General features: G+C 69.6%; 13 protein-coding genes and 1 tRNA gene. 6 read left to right on the top strand and 8 right to left on the bottom strand.

Going from position 1 to position 12,707, the window contains the following annotated elements:
• Positions 1–84: 84 nt before the first annotated feature.
• Positions 85–159 (top strand) — tRNA-Asp (locus IEJ02_RS35090).
• A gap of 120 nt (positions 160–279) precedes the next feature.
• Positions 280–528, top strand: coding sequence for a DUF6274 family protein (locus IEJ02_RS35085; RefSeq protein WP_191068544.1), 249 nt, complete (start codon positions 280–282; stop codon positions 526–528).
• A gap of 450 nt (positions 529–978) precedes the next feature.
• On the opposite strand, the gene bldC is transcribed toward IEJ02_RS35085, so the two are convergent.
• Together bldC and IEJ02_RS35075 are read right to left on the bottom strand one after the other, a co-directional pair.
• A complete protein-coding gene (gene bldC / locus IEJ02_RS35080; RefSeq protein ID WP_020869672.1) occupies positions 979–1,185 on the bottom strand; it encodes a developmental transcriptional regulator BldC in 207 nt (68 codons plus the stop codon).
• A 547-nt stretch (positions 1,186–1,732) separates the two neighbouring features.
• Entirely contained in the window at positions 1,733–2,569 is an 837-nt protein-coding gene (locus IEJ02_RS35075) for a DUF8083 family protein (RefSeq protein ID WP_191068543.1), read from the bottom strand.
• A 176-nt stretch (positions 2,570–2,745) separates the two neighbouring features.
• On the opposite strand from IEJ02_RS35075, the gene IEJ02_RS35070 reads away from it, so the two are divergent.
• Together IEJ02_RS35070 and IEJ02_RS35065 are read left to right on the top strand one after the other, a co-directional pair.
• Entirely contained in the window at positions 2,746–3,900 is a 1,155-nt protein-coding gene (locus IEJ02_RS35070; RefSeq protein ID WP_223864993.1) for a Leu/Phe/Val dehydrogenase, read from the top strand.
• A gap of 423 nt (positions 3,901–4,323) precedes the next feature.
• Positions 4,324–4,578 carry a DUF3073 domain-containing protein gene (locus IEJ02_RS35065; RefSeq protein WP_137978866.1) on the top strand — a complete coding sequence of 85 codons (255 nt, stop codon included), beginning with the start codon at positions 4,324–4,326 and terminating at the stop codon, positions 4,576–4,578.
• 104 nt (positions 4,579–4,682) lie between these two features.
• On the opposite strand, the gene purM is transcribed toward IEJ02_RS35065, so the two are convergent.
• The 3 genes from purM to IEJ02_RS35050 all read right to left on the bottom strand — a co-directional run bounded on the left by purM (position 4,683) and on the right by IEJ02_RS35050 (position 8,308).
• Entirely contained in the window at positions 4,683–5,750 is a 1,068-nt protein-coding gene (purM, locus tag IEJ02_RS35060; RefSeq protein ID WP_191068541.1) for a phosphoribosylformylglycinamidine cyclo-ligase, read from the bottom strand.
• 43 nt (positions 5,751–5,793) lie between these two features.
• On the bottom strand, positions 5,794–7,353 hold the full coding sequence (purF, locus tag IEJ02_RS35055; protein ID WP_191068540.1) for an amidophosphoribosyltransferase: 1,560 nt from the start codon (positions 7,351–7,353) through the stop codon (positions 5,794–5,796).
• A 166-nt stretch (positions 7,354–7,519) separates the two neighbouring features.
• A complete protein-coding gene (locus IEJ02_RS35050) occupies positions 7,520–8,308 on the bottom strand; it encodes a sterol carrier family protein (protein ID WP_191068539.1) in 789 nt (262 codons plus the stop codon).
• A gap of 94 nt (positions 8,309–8,402) precedes the next feature.
• Here IEJ02_RS35050 and IEJ02_RS35045 point away from each other — a divergent pair, with 94 nt between their 5' ends.
• Positions 8,403–8,801 (top strand): nuclear transport factor 2 family protein, encoded by a 399-nt coding sequence (locus tag IEJ02_RS35045; RefSeq protein WP_191068538.1) that lies wholly within the window; start codon positions 8,403–8,405, stop codon positions 8,799–8,801.
• A gap of 78 nt (positions 8,802–8,879) precedes the next feature.
• Here the strand turns inward: IEJ02_RS35045 and purL are convergent, their stop codons facing one another.
• Genes purL through purS form a run of 3 tightly spaced genes read right to left on the bottom strand, consistent with a single transcriptional unit; the run spans position 8,880 to position 12,093 of the window.
• Complete coding sequence (gene purL, locus IEJ02_RS35040) at positions 8,880–11,129, bottom strand: phosphoribosylformylglycinamidine synthase subunit PurL (protein ID WP_191068537.1); 2,250 nt, start codon at positions 11,127–11,129, stop codon at positions 8,880–8,882.
• Positions 11,126–11,806 (bottom strand): phosphoribosylformylglycinamidine synthase subunit PurQ, encoded by a 681-nt coding sequence (gene purQ, locus IEJ02_RS35035; protein ID WP_191068536.1) that lies wholly within the window; start codon positions 11,804–11,806, stop codon positions 11,126–11,128. Before purQ ends, purL begins: the two co-directional genes overlap by 4 nt.
• Positions 11,803–12,093: a phosphoribosylformylglycinamidine synthase subunit PurS gene (purS, locus tag IEJ02_RS35030; protein WP_370467175.1), complete on the bottom strand. Its 291-nt coding sequence runs from the start codon at positions 12,091–12,093 to the stop codon at positions 11,803–11,805. Before purS ends, purQ begins: the two co-directional genes overlap by 4 nt.
• A 296-nt stretch (positions 12,094–12,389) precedes the next feature.
• Here purS and IEJ02_RS35025 point away from each other — a divergent pair, with 296 nt between their 5' ends.
• Positions 12,390–12,707 carry a histone-like nucleoid-structuring protein Lsr2 gene (locus IEJ02_RS35025; protein WP_037953281.1) on the top strand — a complete coding sequence of 106 codons (318 nt, stop codon included), beginning with the start codon at positions 12,390–12,392 and terminating at the stop codon, positions 12,705–12,707.

Here is a 12,707-nt window from a genome sequence, read left to right as displayed (position 1 = left end):
ACCGCACCCCCTGACCTGCTGTAGAGTCTGCATCGCAGCGCACACAGCGCGGCGCACCGCGGCGAAGTCGCAAGCGTCACTGTTGGTCCTGTGGAGCAGTTTGGAGTGCTCGCCACCCTGTCAAGGTGGAGGCCGCGGGTTCAAATCCCGTCAGGACCGCTTACCCGGAAGGCCCGGATCCTTATCTGGATCCGGGTCTTTCGCGTCTTGACGGCGCACCACCCACAGAGGTACCCAAACTAAAAGGTGTGCGCCGGGGGTGCGCGGGAGGTGCGGCGTATGACGACGTCCGCGAAGCATGAGACCAGGGCGCTGCTGCGCGCCCATCTGGCGGCCGCCGCGGGCAACCGCCACTTCACCCGGCACTGCCCGATCTGCCATCGCCTGCTGCGGCTGGCGATGGAGCCCTCGGCGGCCGACGAGGCGGGCGAGAAGGCGGCCGAGGGGGCGGCCGAGGGGGCGGCCGACGGGGCCGAACACCAGGAGCGCGAGGAGACGGCGGCGGCCTCGCCACCGCCAACTCGGTAAGCCCTTACCGCAGTTGCCCTTTAGCGCAATCACTGGGCACAGGGCAAGGGTTGGGATGTGTGACGGGAGTCACCGAATGAGTTTCCGGAGTGAGGGAACTTACACCCCGCTCACCATGGGTCAATTTAATATGTGCAATTGCACCCTCTGTCCGTGACCCTCGCGAGCCCCCCGAAAGCTCTCCGCGAGCTTCCCCGAGCCCCTTGCGGACCACCCCGCACAACGCGAACGATTGCGCTTCCAGAGACACTTGAAGACCCTTGGAGGCACCCTCCGGAAGGCCGTCCCAGGGCATAAAAAGATCGCGCCGGACCCGGCGGAGTCCAGCGCGATCAACGACGCACCCATGTCGAGCGGTGGAGGGCCTGTTGGGGCAGGCACCCGTCGTGGTGGAGCTATACAGGCGAAAGCCGGGCTGGGGGGCCCGGAAATGCCCGGTTATGCGGTTGTTCAGCCCTCGCTGCGCTGCTGCGGGATGCCCGCAAGAAGAGCACGGACCTCCGCTTCGCGGTAGCGCCGATGCCCTCCGAGCGTGCGGATCGACGTGAGCTTGCCTGCCTTCGCCCAGCGAGTGACCGTCTTCGGGTCCACGCGGAACATCGTGGCAACCTCAGCCGGGGTCAGCAGCGGCTCGGCATCAGGGGTGCGAGCGGTCATGAGCGGCCTCCTCGGGAGAACCGAACCATCACGGTTCTTTCCTCTAAATTCTGCACCTTGACCCACGTTGCCCGAAATGGCGGACGCGGGCCGAGTCGGTTATAGGACGAACGGCTTGTCCTCGGCACTACAACTACACCATCTGTCCAGCCCCGTCGGCCAAACCGATGGAATTGCCCTCTCAGGTGACCAACCTCGACGGAAGCCGATGGACCATGCCATAACGGACTGTCACGCGGCCGTGACGATCAGTCACAACAGGATCAGGGGTCACCAGATCCGCCAAGGAGTGCAATACCGATGAATCCGCCCATAGTTGGGCGGAAGGAGCCCCTCCCGGACTCCTTGTCCTATTTTGACACGAGGATGGGTGATTACCGCAAGGCCCGAAGTCAGTGCTTTAGGTCACGATTGAGGCAATGGCCCGGATCGGGACCTACGTCCCCTCTGTTCCGGTGGACCGCCGGTGGACCGCCGGTGGACCGCCGGTGGACCGCCGGTGGACCGCTCAACCGGTCGCCCGGCGCCCGTCCGGCCGGCCGGGCGGTCAGCTCGCGTTCTGCCGCCCGCGGACCACGCTCCAGCGGTCGGTCAGCCGCTCGTACGCGACGCCCGCCCGCTCCCCGTCCCCGTCGCGCAGCGCCGCCAGGCCCTCCGCCACATCCGCGGCCGAGTGGTCGTCCTCCAGCTGCCCGGCCGGCAGCGTGTGCACCAGACCGCCGTAGTCCAGCTCGACCAGCGAACGGGGGTGGAACTCCTCGAGCCACCGGCCGACGTCCACCAGCCCGTCGATCAGCGGCCCCTCGCCGAGAGCCTCCTTGAGCACTTTAAGGCCACGCGCAACCCGGCGTCTGGCCTGGACCATTGGAGTGCGGTAGCGGAGGATGAGACCGTCGTCACCCTTGGTGAACTCGCGCTCCTCGTCCCCGAAGAGCACGAACCAGCGCACCGGCACATGCCAGGTGGCCGAGCGGATCCACGGCCGGGCGTCCGGGTTGCGCTCCAGCCACCGCTCGAAGTCGGCCACCGCCTGCCGGCGCACCACCGGGGGCAGGGCCGCGTCCAGAAGGGGCCCGGGAAGGCGCTCCGGCAGCTCCTCCAGGGCCAGCCAGCCCCTCAGCCGGGTGCGCCACGGGCAGACGCAGGTGACGCCGTCCACGAGCGCCACGAAGGCGTCCGCGCTCTCGTGCACCGGAACCGCCACCGGCGGGACCGGCAGGAGGTCCGCGAGTGAGCGGCGCAGCTCGTCCTGCGCGCCCGGCAGGTCGTCGCGCTTGGCATACCGCGCCCAGTGCGATCTCTCCGGCTCCGGAAACGCTGCCAGTGGCTCATAGACCCGGAGATACGCCGCGTACGGGACAATCACCGAAGACGCCAAGGTCACACGCGCTCCCTCAAGGCTGAGACCACCGCCAGGGGCTCCCTTACCCCCGCCTGACGGCATCGTCCCATGCCTGGCGTACGGACTCGTCGGGGACATGGCCGATCCCCCGGGCCCCCAGGGCTTACCCTCTTGCCCACGGCCCTCCCCACCAGCCAGGAGGGCGTCTACCCCGACCTATGGGAGTCACCACCGTGACCGACGTACGTCACACCGTCAGCGCCGACGGTCCGACGGAGAGTCGCGTGCCGAACCCTCTCTCACCGCTTTCGACACTGTTCCGCTCCGATCTCGGCGGGCATGAGCAGGTGCTGCTCTGCCAGGACCGGGAGAGCGGCCTGAAAGCCGTCATCGCCCTCCACTCCACCGCCCTGGGCCCGGCCCTCGGCGGCACCCGATTCCACGCCTACGCCTCCGAAGAGCACCCCGAAGAAGCGGCGCTCCTCGACGCGCTCAACCTCGCCCGCGGCATGTCCTACAAGAACGCGCTCGCCGGGCTCGACCACGGCGGCGGCAAGGCCGTGATCCTCGGCGATCCCGAGGAGATCAAGACCGAGAAGCTGCTGCTCGCCTACGGCCGCTTCGTGGCCTCCCTCGGCGGTCGCTACGTCACCGCCTGCGACGTGGGCACCTATGTGGCCGACATGGACGTCATCGCCCGGGAGTGCCCCTGGACCACCGGCCGCTCCCCCGAGCACGGCGGCGCCGGTGACTCCTCGGTGCTGACCGCCTTCGGCGTCTTCCAGGGGATGCGGGCGAGCGCCCAGGCGTCCTGGGGCGCGCCCACGCTGCGCGGCCGCCGGGTCGGCATCGCGGGGGTCGGCAAGGTCGGCCACCACCTGGTGGAGCACCTGCTGGAGGACGGCGCCGAGGTCGTGGTCACGGATGTGCGCGCCGAGTCGGTGGACCGCGTGCTGGCCCGCCACCCCCGCGTCCAGGCGGTCCGGGACACCGAGGCGCTGATCCGCGCCGACCTGGACGTCTACGCCCCGTGCGCGCTCGGTGGCGCCCTGGACGACGCCACGGTGCCCGTCCTGACCGCGAAGGTGGTGTGCGGCGCGGCCAACAACCAGCTGGCCCACCCGGGCGTCGAGAAGGACCTGGACGGCCGCGGCATCCTCTACGCGCCGGACTACGTGGTGAACGCCGGTGGTGTCATCCAGGTGGCCGACGAGCTGCACGGTTTCGACTTCGACCGGGCCAAGGCCAAGGCGGCGAAGATCTTCGACACGACGTTGGCCATATTCGATCGGGCACGGACCGACGGCATCCCACCCGCCGCGGCCGCCGACCGGCTGGCCGAGCACCGGATGGCGGAGGGCCATGGCGGCTGAGCCATGGCCGGGCAGATGCCACGGGCATGGGCCGCGGGGCGCCCGAGGGCCCTGGGAAGCGCCTGAGAGCGTCTGAGGAGCGATGTGAGGCCGCGGACGGGCCGTGCGGGATCGATTGCCGGAGGCCGCCGTACGGGGGACATGGGAGCCCCCTGGGTGCCATCGGGGAGAGATCCCTCACGGCCTGTCGGCGGGTCGGCGCACAAGACACGTTAAAATCGCAGCTGACCAGCGAGGAACGGGCTCCTCGCGGGTTCTGCCTCGTGGCACGTCGTGTGGGCGACGTACCGTATGGCCACAGAAGCAGGTACCGTTGAAGCCCTACGGACCGGTCTCTCTTCTGAGAGTCCGCTCCGACTTATGAACGTGAACGCGTGTCAAGACTCTGGGGCCGTCGAGCCCCGTCGTTGAGGGGGTCGAGCCATGGGGCGCGGCCGGGCCAAGGCCAAGCAGACGAAGGTCGCCCGCCAGCTGAAGTACAACAGCGGTGGGACGGATCTCTCACGCCTGGCCGAGGAGCTGGGCGCATCGACATCGAGCCAGCCGCCGAATGGCGAGCGGTTCGAGGACGATGAGCTGGACGACGACCCGTACGCACAGTACGCGGATCTGTACAACGACGATGAGGACGAGGACGACGAACAGTCCGATCCGTCCCCGCAGCGTCGCCGCGCCTGAACCACTCGTTCCAGGCGCTCGGCTTATCGCCGCACACCTCCACCGGTCCGGGGCAGCCGCCTCGGGCCGGCTTCTGTGCTGTCCGCGCGCCTGGCGCGGCCGTCTCAGCCCGCATGGTCACCGGTCAGCGTCACCGCTTCCGCGTCCCCGGCCGTGCGCTCGGTGATCTCACCGCTGACCCAGGCCTCGACGCCGCGGTCGGCGAGCGTGGTGAGCGCCACATCCACGGAGCCGGCCGGGACCACCGCCATCATGCCGACACCCATGTTGAGGGTCTTCTCCAGCTCCAGGCGCTCGACCGAGCCGGCCTCGCCGACCAGCTGGAAGATCGCGCCAGGAGTCCAGGTCGAGCGGTCCACGACCGCGCGCAGCCCCTCGGGGATGACCCGCGCGAGGTTGTTGGCGAGTCCGCCGCCGGTGATGTGCGAGAAAGCGTGCACCTCGGTGGTGCGGGTGAGGGCCAGGCAATCCAGCGAGTAGATCCGGGTGGGCTCCAGCAGTTCCTCCCCCAGCGTCCGGCCGAGCTCCGGCACCTCGCGGTCCAGCGCCCAGCCGGCCCGGTCGAAGAGCACATGGCGGACGAGTGAGTACCCGTTCGAGTGAAGTCCGGACGATGCCATGGCGATCACCGCATCACCCGTTCGGATACGTTCCGCGCCCAGCACCCGATCGGCCTCGACCACGCCCGTACCGGCCCCGGCGACATCGAAGTCATCCGCGCCCAGCAGCCCCGGGTGCTCGGCGGTCTCGCCGCCCACCAGGGCGCAGCCGGCCAGGGTGCAGCCCTCGGCGATGCCCTTGACGATGGCGGCGACGCGCTCCGGATAGACCTTGCCGACGCAGATGTAGTCGGTCATGAACAGCGGCTCGGCGCCGCAGACCACCAGGTCGTCCACGACCATGCCGACCAGGTCGCGGCCGATGGTGTCGTACACGCCCATCCGCCGGGCGATGTCCACCTTGGTGCCGACCCCGTCGGTGGCGGAGGCGAGCAGCGGACGCTGGTAGCGGGCCAGGGCGGAGGCGTCGAAGAGCCCGGCGAAACCGCCGAGGCCGCCCACGACCTCGGGCCGGCTCGCCTTCTTGACCCACTCCTTCATCAGCTCGACGGCGCGGTCGCCCGCCTCGATGTCGACGCCCGCGGCGGCGTAGGTGGACCCGGACTCGGACATGACGTTGAGATCTTTCGTATCGGGGATGACGGGAGGGCGGCGCTCAGGGACGGCGCAGGGCGTCGGCGCCGCCGACACCGGCGGTCAGCGTCGTCACACCGTCGGCGTCACCGCTGCTCTGCCCCTGCGTCTCGGACTCCAGGAGGTGCTTGCCCAGCAGCTCCGGATCCGGCAGGTCCATCGGGTACTCACCGTCGAAGCAGGCCCGGCACAGATTCGGCTTGGCGATCGTGGTCGCCTCGATCATGCCGTCGGTGGAGATGTACGCCAGCGAGTCGGCGCCCAGCGACTTGCCGATCTCCTCGACCGAGAGACCGTTGGCGATCAGCTCGGCGCGGGTGGCGAAATCTATGCCGAAGAAGCACGGCCACTTGATCGGCGGGGACGAGATCCGGATGTGGACCTCGGCGGCCCCGGCCTCGCGGAGCATCCGCACCAGGGCGCGCTGGGTGTTGCCGCGGACGATCGAGTCGTCGACGACCACCAGGCGCTTGCCCCGGATGACCTCCTTGAGGGGGTTCAGCTTGAGCCGGATGCCGAGCTGCCGGATGGTCTGCGAGGGCTGGATGAAGGTCCGGCCCACGTAGCTGTTCTTGACCAGCCCGGAGCCGTACGGAATCCCACTGGCCTCGGCGTAGCCGACGGCGGCCGGGGTGCCGGACTCGGGCGTCGCTATGACCAGGTCGGCGTCGGCCGGGGACTCCTTGGCCAGCCGGCGGCCCATCTCGACCCGGGAGAGGTACACGTTCCGCCCGGCGATGTCGGTGTCGGGGCGGGCCAGGTACACGTACTCGAAGACACAGCCCTTGGGCCGGGCCTCGGCGAAGGTGGTGGAGCGCAGCCCGTTCTCGTCGATGGCGACCATCTCGCCGGGCTCGATCTCACGGATGAAGGACGCGCCCACGATGTCCAGGGCGGCGGTCTCGGAGGCCACCACCCAGCCGCGCTCGAGGCGGCCGAGGACCAGCGGGCGGATGCCCTGGGGGTCGCGCGCCGCGTACAGCGTGTGCTCGTCCATGAAGACGAGGCTGAAAGCGCCCTTGACCTCGGGCAGCACGATGGGGGCCGCCTGCTCGACGGTCAGCGGCTTGCCGTCCTCGTCCACCTGGCCCGCGAGCAGGGCGGTGACCAGGTCGGTGTCATTGGTGGCCGCCACCTGGGTGGCCCGGCCACCGTCGCGGGGCAGGGCCGCGACCAGCTCCGCCAGCTCGGCGGTGTTGACCAGGTTCCCGTTGTGGCCCAGCGCGATCGAGCCGTGGGCGGTGGCCCGGAAGGTCGGCTGCGCGTTCTCCCACACCGAGGCCCCGGTGGTGGAGTAGCGGGCGTGACCGACCGCGATATGGCCCGTCAGGGAGCCGAGGGAGGTCTCGTCGAAGACCTGGGAGACCAGGCCCATGTCCTTGAAGACGAGGATCTGGGAGCCGTTGCTCACCGCGATGCCCGCGGACTCCTGTCCACGGTGCTGCAGTGCGTACAGCCCGAAATAGGTGAGTTTGGCGACCTCTTCTCCCGGTGCCCAGACTCCGAAGACGCCGCAGGCGTCCTGGGGGCCCTTCTCACCGGGGAGCAGGTCGTGGCTGAGTCGTCCGTCACCACGTGGCACGTCATCGAGTCTAGGCCAGTTCGGCGGTGCCTCCGAACGAGGGACCCGTCAGGAGGGCGTAAGTCACATCCTCCGCGCCGCCCGCGGACCCCCGGGACCCGTGCCCGACCTGCGTACGGCCGGGGGCGGAGCGGCCCGTCCGAGGCAAGGATCACACCTCGGGCGGTCAGCCGAGCACGGGGAGGTGGGCGGAGAGGTCGGCGCGGTCGCCGCTCGCGGTCAGCGGCCCGGACTCCAGGGCCTCGGCCCAGGTCAGACGGCCCGTGGCGAGGCGGATCCAGGTCGGCGGATCGGTCTCGACGACGTTCGGCGGGGTGCCGCGGGTGTGCCGGGGGCCCTCGACGCACTGGATCACGGCGAACGGCGGGATCCGGACCTCGACCGAGCCGCCGGGCGCCTTCGCCGCGAGGGCGTCGGCGAGCACGCGGGTGGCGGTGGCCAGCGCCTGGCGGTCGTGGGAGACGGGGACGCCGGTGGCGGCCGCCAGGTCGTCGGCGTGCACCACGAGCTCCACACACCGGGTGACCAGGTAGTCGTCCAGCCGCATCGCCCCGACGCGGGCGGCCAGCAGCCGGTCGGCGGGCGCGACGGCGGCCACCTCGGCGAACCGGGCCTCGGCGCGCTCCAGCAGCTCACCCGGTTCCGCGCCCGCCGCGAGAGCGCGGGTCTCCTCGTCGATCGGCCCGGAGTGCCCGGCCACCGCGGACGCCCAGCCGGTGACGGTGACCTCGCGCGCGGGCGGCGCGGGCCGCTCCAGGAGCCGTACGACGGACGTCGCGGCCATCGCCAGATGCGCGATCAGCTCCCGGACCGTCCAGTCGCCGAGCCGGGTGAGGGCGTCCAGGGCGGTCTCGTCCAGCCCCTCGGCCGCCTTCCGCACCTGCCTCAGCTGCGCGATCACGGCGGTCCTGGTCTTGGCGGGGTCATAGCTGCGGGCACGGGCACGAGGCGGCATGGCGCCGAGCCTATCGACAGCCCGGCGGGGCGGACGGAGGATGGAGAAAAAGGGGATAGAGAGGAATCAATCAGAACGAAAGGCGTGAATGACCATGGGCGAGCACCCCGATGCCGCCGTGGTGCGCCGCGCATGCACCGCGTTCCAGCAGGGCGACCTGGACACCCTCTCCACGCTGCTGACGGCGGACGTCATGCAGCACGTGCCCGGTGACAACATGATCTCCGGACACCACAAGGGCCGGGACGCCTGCATGGAGCTGTACCGCACCGAGTTCGAGGAGACCGGTGGCACGCTGCGGGTCGACCTGGAGTCGGTGATGCCCGACGGGCGCGGGCATGTGATCTCCGGGCACCACGTCCGCGCCGAGCGCGGCAACCGCACCCTGGACATGAAGACCGGGCTGTTCTTCACCATCGTCGGCGGGAAGATCACCGACATCGACCAGTGCGTCGAGGACATCGACGCCACCAACGCCTTCTGGGGCCGTTAAGCCCCGGCGCGACAAGGCCCGAACGGACCGTACGGCCCGCCCCCTCACCTCAGGGGGCGGGCCGTACGGCATGGGTCCTCAGGCCAGCAGCCCCGGGATCGTCGCCTCGTACGACTCCCTCAGCTCGGCCAGCGGGATGGAGAACTGCCCCTGGACGTCGATCGCGTCGCCGTCGACCACGCCGATACGGGCCGCCGGAAGCCCCCGGGCCCCGCACATGTCGTTGAAGCGGACCTCCTCGCTGCGCGGTACGGCGACGATCGCCCGGCCCGCGGACTCGGAGAACAGCAGGACGAACGGGTCCAGACCGTCGGGGACGACGATCCGGGCGCCCTTGTCCCCGCGCAGACACGACTCGGCGAGCGCCTGGATCAGACCGCCGTCGGACAGGTCGTGGGCCGCGTCCACCATGCCGTCGCGCGAGGCCGAGATCAGGATCTCGGCGAGCAGCCGCTCCCGCTCCAGGTCCACCTTGGGCGGCAGCCCGCCCAGGTGGTCGTGGATCACCTGGGACCAGGCCGAGCCGCCCAGCTCCGCCGCGGTGTCGCCCAGCAGATAGAGCAGCTGGCCCTCCTCCGCGAAGGCGATCGGGGTGCGGCGGGCCACGTCGTCGATCACGCCCAGGACGGCGACGACCGGCGTCGGGTGGATGGCCACCTCCCCGGTCTGGTTGTACAGCGACACATTGCCGCCGGTGACCGGGGTGCCCAGGGTCAGACAGCCATCGGCGAGGCCGCGGGTGGCCTCCGCGAACTGCCACATGACCGCGGGGTCCTCAGGCGAGCCGAAGTTCAGGCAGTTGGAGATGGCCAGCGGCTTGGCGCCGGACGCGGCCACATTGCGGTACGACTCGGCGAGCGCGAGCTGCGCCCCCGCGTACGGGTCCAGCTTGGCGTAGCGGCCGTTGCCATCCGTGGCGACGGCCACACCCAGGCCCGTCTCCTCGTCCACCCGGACCATGCCGGAGTCCTCGGGCTGGGCGAGGACCGTGTTGCCCTGCACGAAGCGGTCGTACTGATCGGTGATCCAGGACTTGGACGACTGGTTCGGGGAGCCGATCACCTTGAGGACCTGCTCGCGCAGCTCCTCGGCCGTGGCCGGGCGCGGCAGCTTGCCCGCGTCGTCGGCCTGGAGCGCGTCCTGCCACTCGGGGCGGGCGTAGGGGCGCTCGTAGACCGGGCCCTCGTGGGCGACGGTGCGCGGCGGGACGTCCACGATCTGCTCGCCGTGCCAGTAGATCTCCAGCCGCTCGCCGTCGGTGACCTCACCGATGACGGTGGCGATGACGTCCCACTTCTCGCAGATCTCCAGGAAGCGGTCGACCTTCTCGGGCTTCACGATCGCGCACATGCGCTCCTGCGACTCGCTCATCAGGATCTCCTCGGGGGAGAGCGAGGAGTCGCGCAGCGGCACGGTGTCGAGCTCGACCCGCATGCCGCCGGAGCCGGCGCTGGCGAGCTCGCTGGTGGCGCAGGACAGGCCCGCGCCGCCGAGGTCCTGGATGCCCTCGACCAGGTCCTCCTTGAAGACCTCCAGGGTGCACTCGATGAGCAGCTTCTCCTGGAAGGGGTCGCCGACCTGGACGGCGGGGCGCTTGGTGGGCTTACTGTCATCGAACGTCTCGGAGGCGAGCACGGAGACGCCGCCGATGCCGTCGCCGCCGGTCCGGGCGCCGTAGAGGATCACCTTGTTGCCGCTGCCGGACGCCTTGGCGAGGTGGATGTCCTCATGCTTCATCACACCCACGCACAACGCGTTGACCAGCGGGTTGCCCTGGTAGCAGGGGTCGAAGACGACCTCGCCGCCGATGTTGGGCAGGCCCAGGCAGTTGCCGTAGCCGCCGATGCCCGCGACCACACCGGGCAGCACCCGCTTGGTGTCGGGGTGGTCGGCGGCGCCGAAGCGCAGCGGGTCCATCACGGCCACCGGGCGGGCGCCCATGGCGAGGATGTCGCGGACGATGCCGCCGACGCCGGTGGCCGCGCCCTGGTAGGGCTCGATGTACGAGGGGTGGTTGTGCGACTCGACCTTGAAGGTGACCGCGTAGCCCTGGCCGACGTCGACCACACCCGCGTTCTCGCCGATGCCGACGAGCAGGGCGTCGCTCTCGGGGGCCTTCTCGCCGAACTGCCGCAGATGGACCTTGCTCGACTTGTACGAGCAGTGCTCGGACCACATGACGGAGTACATCGCGAGCTCGGCGCCGGTGGGGCGGCGGCCCAGGATGGCGCGGATGCGCTCGTACTCGTCCTGCTTGAGACCGAGCTCGGCCCAGGGCTGCTCGGCCTCCGGGGTCTGCGCCGCGTGCTTGGTGGTGTCCAGGGTCATGCGCTGACCAGCCTCTTGAGGATCGAGGTGAAGAACCCGAGACCGTCGGTGCGACCGGTGCCGATCAGCGGTTCGACGGCGTGCTCGGGGTGGGGCATGAGGCCGACGACATTGCCCGCCGCATTGCAGATACCGGCGATGTCGCGGAGCGAGCCGTTGGGGTTGAGCTCCTGATAGCGGAAGACGACGCGTCCCTCGGCCTCGAGTTCATCGAGGACGCGCTCATCGGCGACATAGCGGCCGTCGATGTTCTTCAGCGGGATGTTGATCTCCTGGCCCTGCTCATAGGAGCGGGTCCAGGCGGTCTCCGCGTTTTCCACTCGCAACTTCTGATCACGGCAGATGAAGTGCAGATGGTTGTTGCGCAGCATCGCACCGGGGAGGAGATGGGTCTCGGTGAGTACCTGGAAGCCATTGCAGATGCCAAGCACCGGCATACCGGCCTTCGCCTGGTCGATCACCGAGTCCATTACCGGGGAGAAGCGGGAGATCGCCCCGGCCCGCAGATAGTCGCCATAGGAGAAGCCGCCCGGCAGGATCACCGCGTCGACCTGCTTGAGGTCCTTGTCGCGGTGCCACAGCGGGACGGCTTCCAGCCCGGCGGTGCGGACGGCGCGCTGGGTGTCGCGGTCGTCGAGCGTGCCGGGGAAGGTGATGACTCCGACGCGTGCGGTCACGACTCCGCCTTCACGGCAGTGGCGTCGGCGCCCTCGCCGACCTCGACCTTCACGGAAAAGTCCTCGATCACGGTGTTCGCCAGGAAGGTCTCGGCGATCTGGTGGATACGGGCGAGGGCGGCGTCATCGACCGGGCCCTCCACCTCGAGTTCAAAGCGCTTGCCCTGACGGACGTCGGCGATCCCCTCGAAACCGAGGCGGGGCAGTGCTCGCTGCACCGCCTGGCCCTGGGGGTCGAGGATCTCCGGCTTGAGCATGACGTCGACTACGACGCGTGCCACTGGCACTCCCGGTGGTGTGGTGCTGGTGCGTAAGGCGGTGCCCAAGCCTACCCCGGCCAAAAATCTACGCGAGTAGATACGCAAGGGTTCGGTCACGTTTAAGCATCGTCGGTGGCAACCGGCGGGGAAAGGTCGGGGAAAAACGCATGGTCCCGATCGCGGCGTGACACGCGGATGGAATTACTGGGGTTCACAATGCAATGCCAGTCACTGTACAAATGAAAAAGCATTGTTGGACACAACTGGACAGCTGACATCTTTGCACGTCAACGCATCGATGCAGCCCGAAAGGACCGATATCCGTGGCGCAGCGCGTAGTAGTCACGCTCTCCGACGACCTCGAAGGAGGCGAAGCGGAAGAGACGGTCACGTTCGGACTCGACGGCAAGTTGTACGAGATCGACCTCAACTCTGCCAATGCGTCGAAACTGCGCGACGCCCTCGCGCCGTACGTGGAGGCCGGCCGCAAGCGGGCCCGCTCGGGCAAGACGTACCGCCGCACCGCCGTCGCCCCGGACCCGGCCGCGGTGCGCGCCTGGGCCCGGTCGAACGGCATGGAGGTGCCCCCGCGCGGCCGGATCCCCAAGAAGGTCTACGAAGCCTTCGACGAGTCGGCCTGA

This window comes from Streptomyces sp. 5-10 (genome assembly GCF_014712245.1).
In the GTDB taxonomy this organism is placed as follows: Bacteria; Actinomycetota; Actinomycetes; order Streptomycetales; family Streptomycetaceae; genus Streptomyces; species Streptomyces violaceusniger.
Note: the sequence above shows the minus strand (reverse complement) of the source record. Positions and strands in the feature narration are given on the sequence as shown.

What these genes read in the sequence shown, in the direction of transcription:
- purL (WP_191068537.1), bottom strand. Translation starts at nt 11,129, where the DNA reads ATGACCCTGGACACCACCAAGCACGCGGCGCAGACCCCGGAGGCCGAG.
- IEJ02_RS35085 (WP_191068544.1), top strand. Translation starts at nt 280, where the DNA reads ATGACGACGTCCGCGAAGCATGAGACCAGGGCGCTGCTGCGCGCCCAT.
- IEJ02_RS35070 (WP_223864993.1), top strand. Translation starts at nt 2,746, where the DNA reads ATGGGAGTCACCACCGTGACCGACGTACGTCACACCGTCAGCGCCGAC.
- IEJ02_RS35065 (WP_137978866.1), top strand. Translation starts at nt 4,324, where the DNA reads ATGGGGCGCGGCCGGGCCAAGGCCAAGCAGACGAAGGTCGCCCGCCAG.
- IEJ02_RS35050 (WP_191068539.1), bottom strand. Translation starts at nt 8,308, where the DNA reads ATGCCGCCTCGTGCCCGTGCCCGCAGCTATGACCCCGCCAAGACCAGG.
- purM (WP_191068541.1), bottom strand. Translation starts at nt 5,750, where the DNA reads ATGTCCGAGTCCGGGTCCACCTACGCCGCCGCGGGCGTCGACATCGAG.
- bldC (WP_020869672.1), bottom strand. Translation starts at nt 1,185, where the DNA reads ATGACCGCTCGCACCCCTGATGCCGAGCCGCTGCTGACCCCGGCTGAG.
- IEJ02_RS35045 (WP_191068538.1), top strand. Translation starts at nt 8,403, where the DNA reads ATGGGCGAGCACCCCGATGCCGCCGTGGTGCGCCGCGCATGCACCGCG.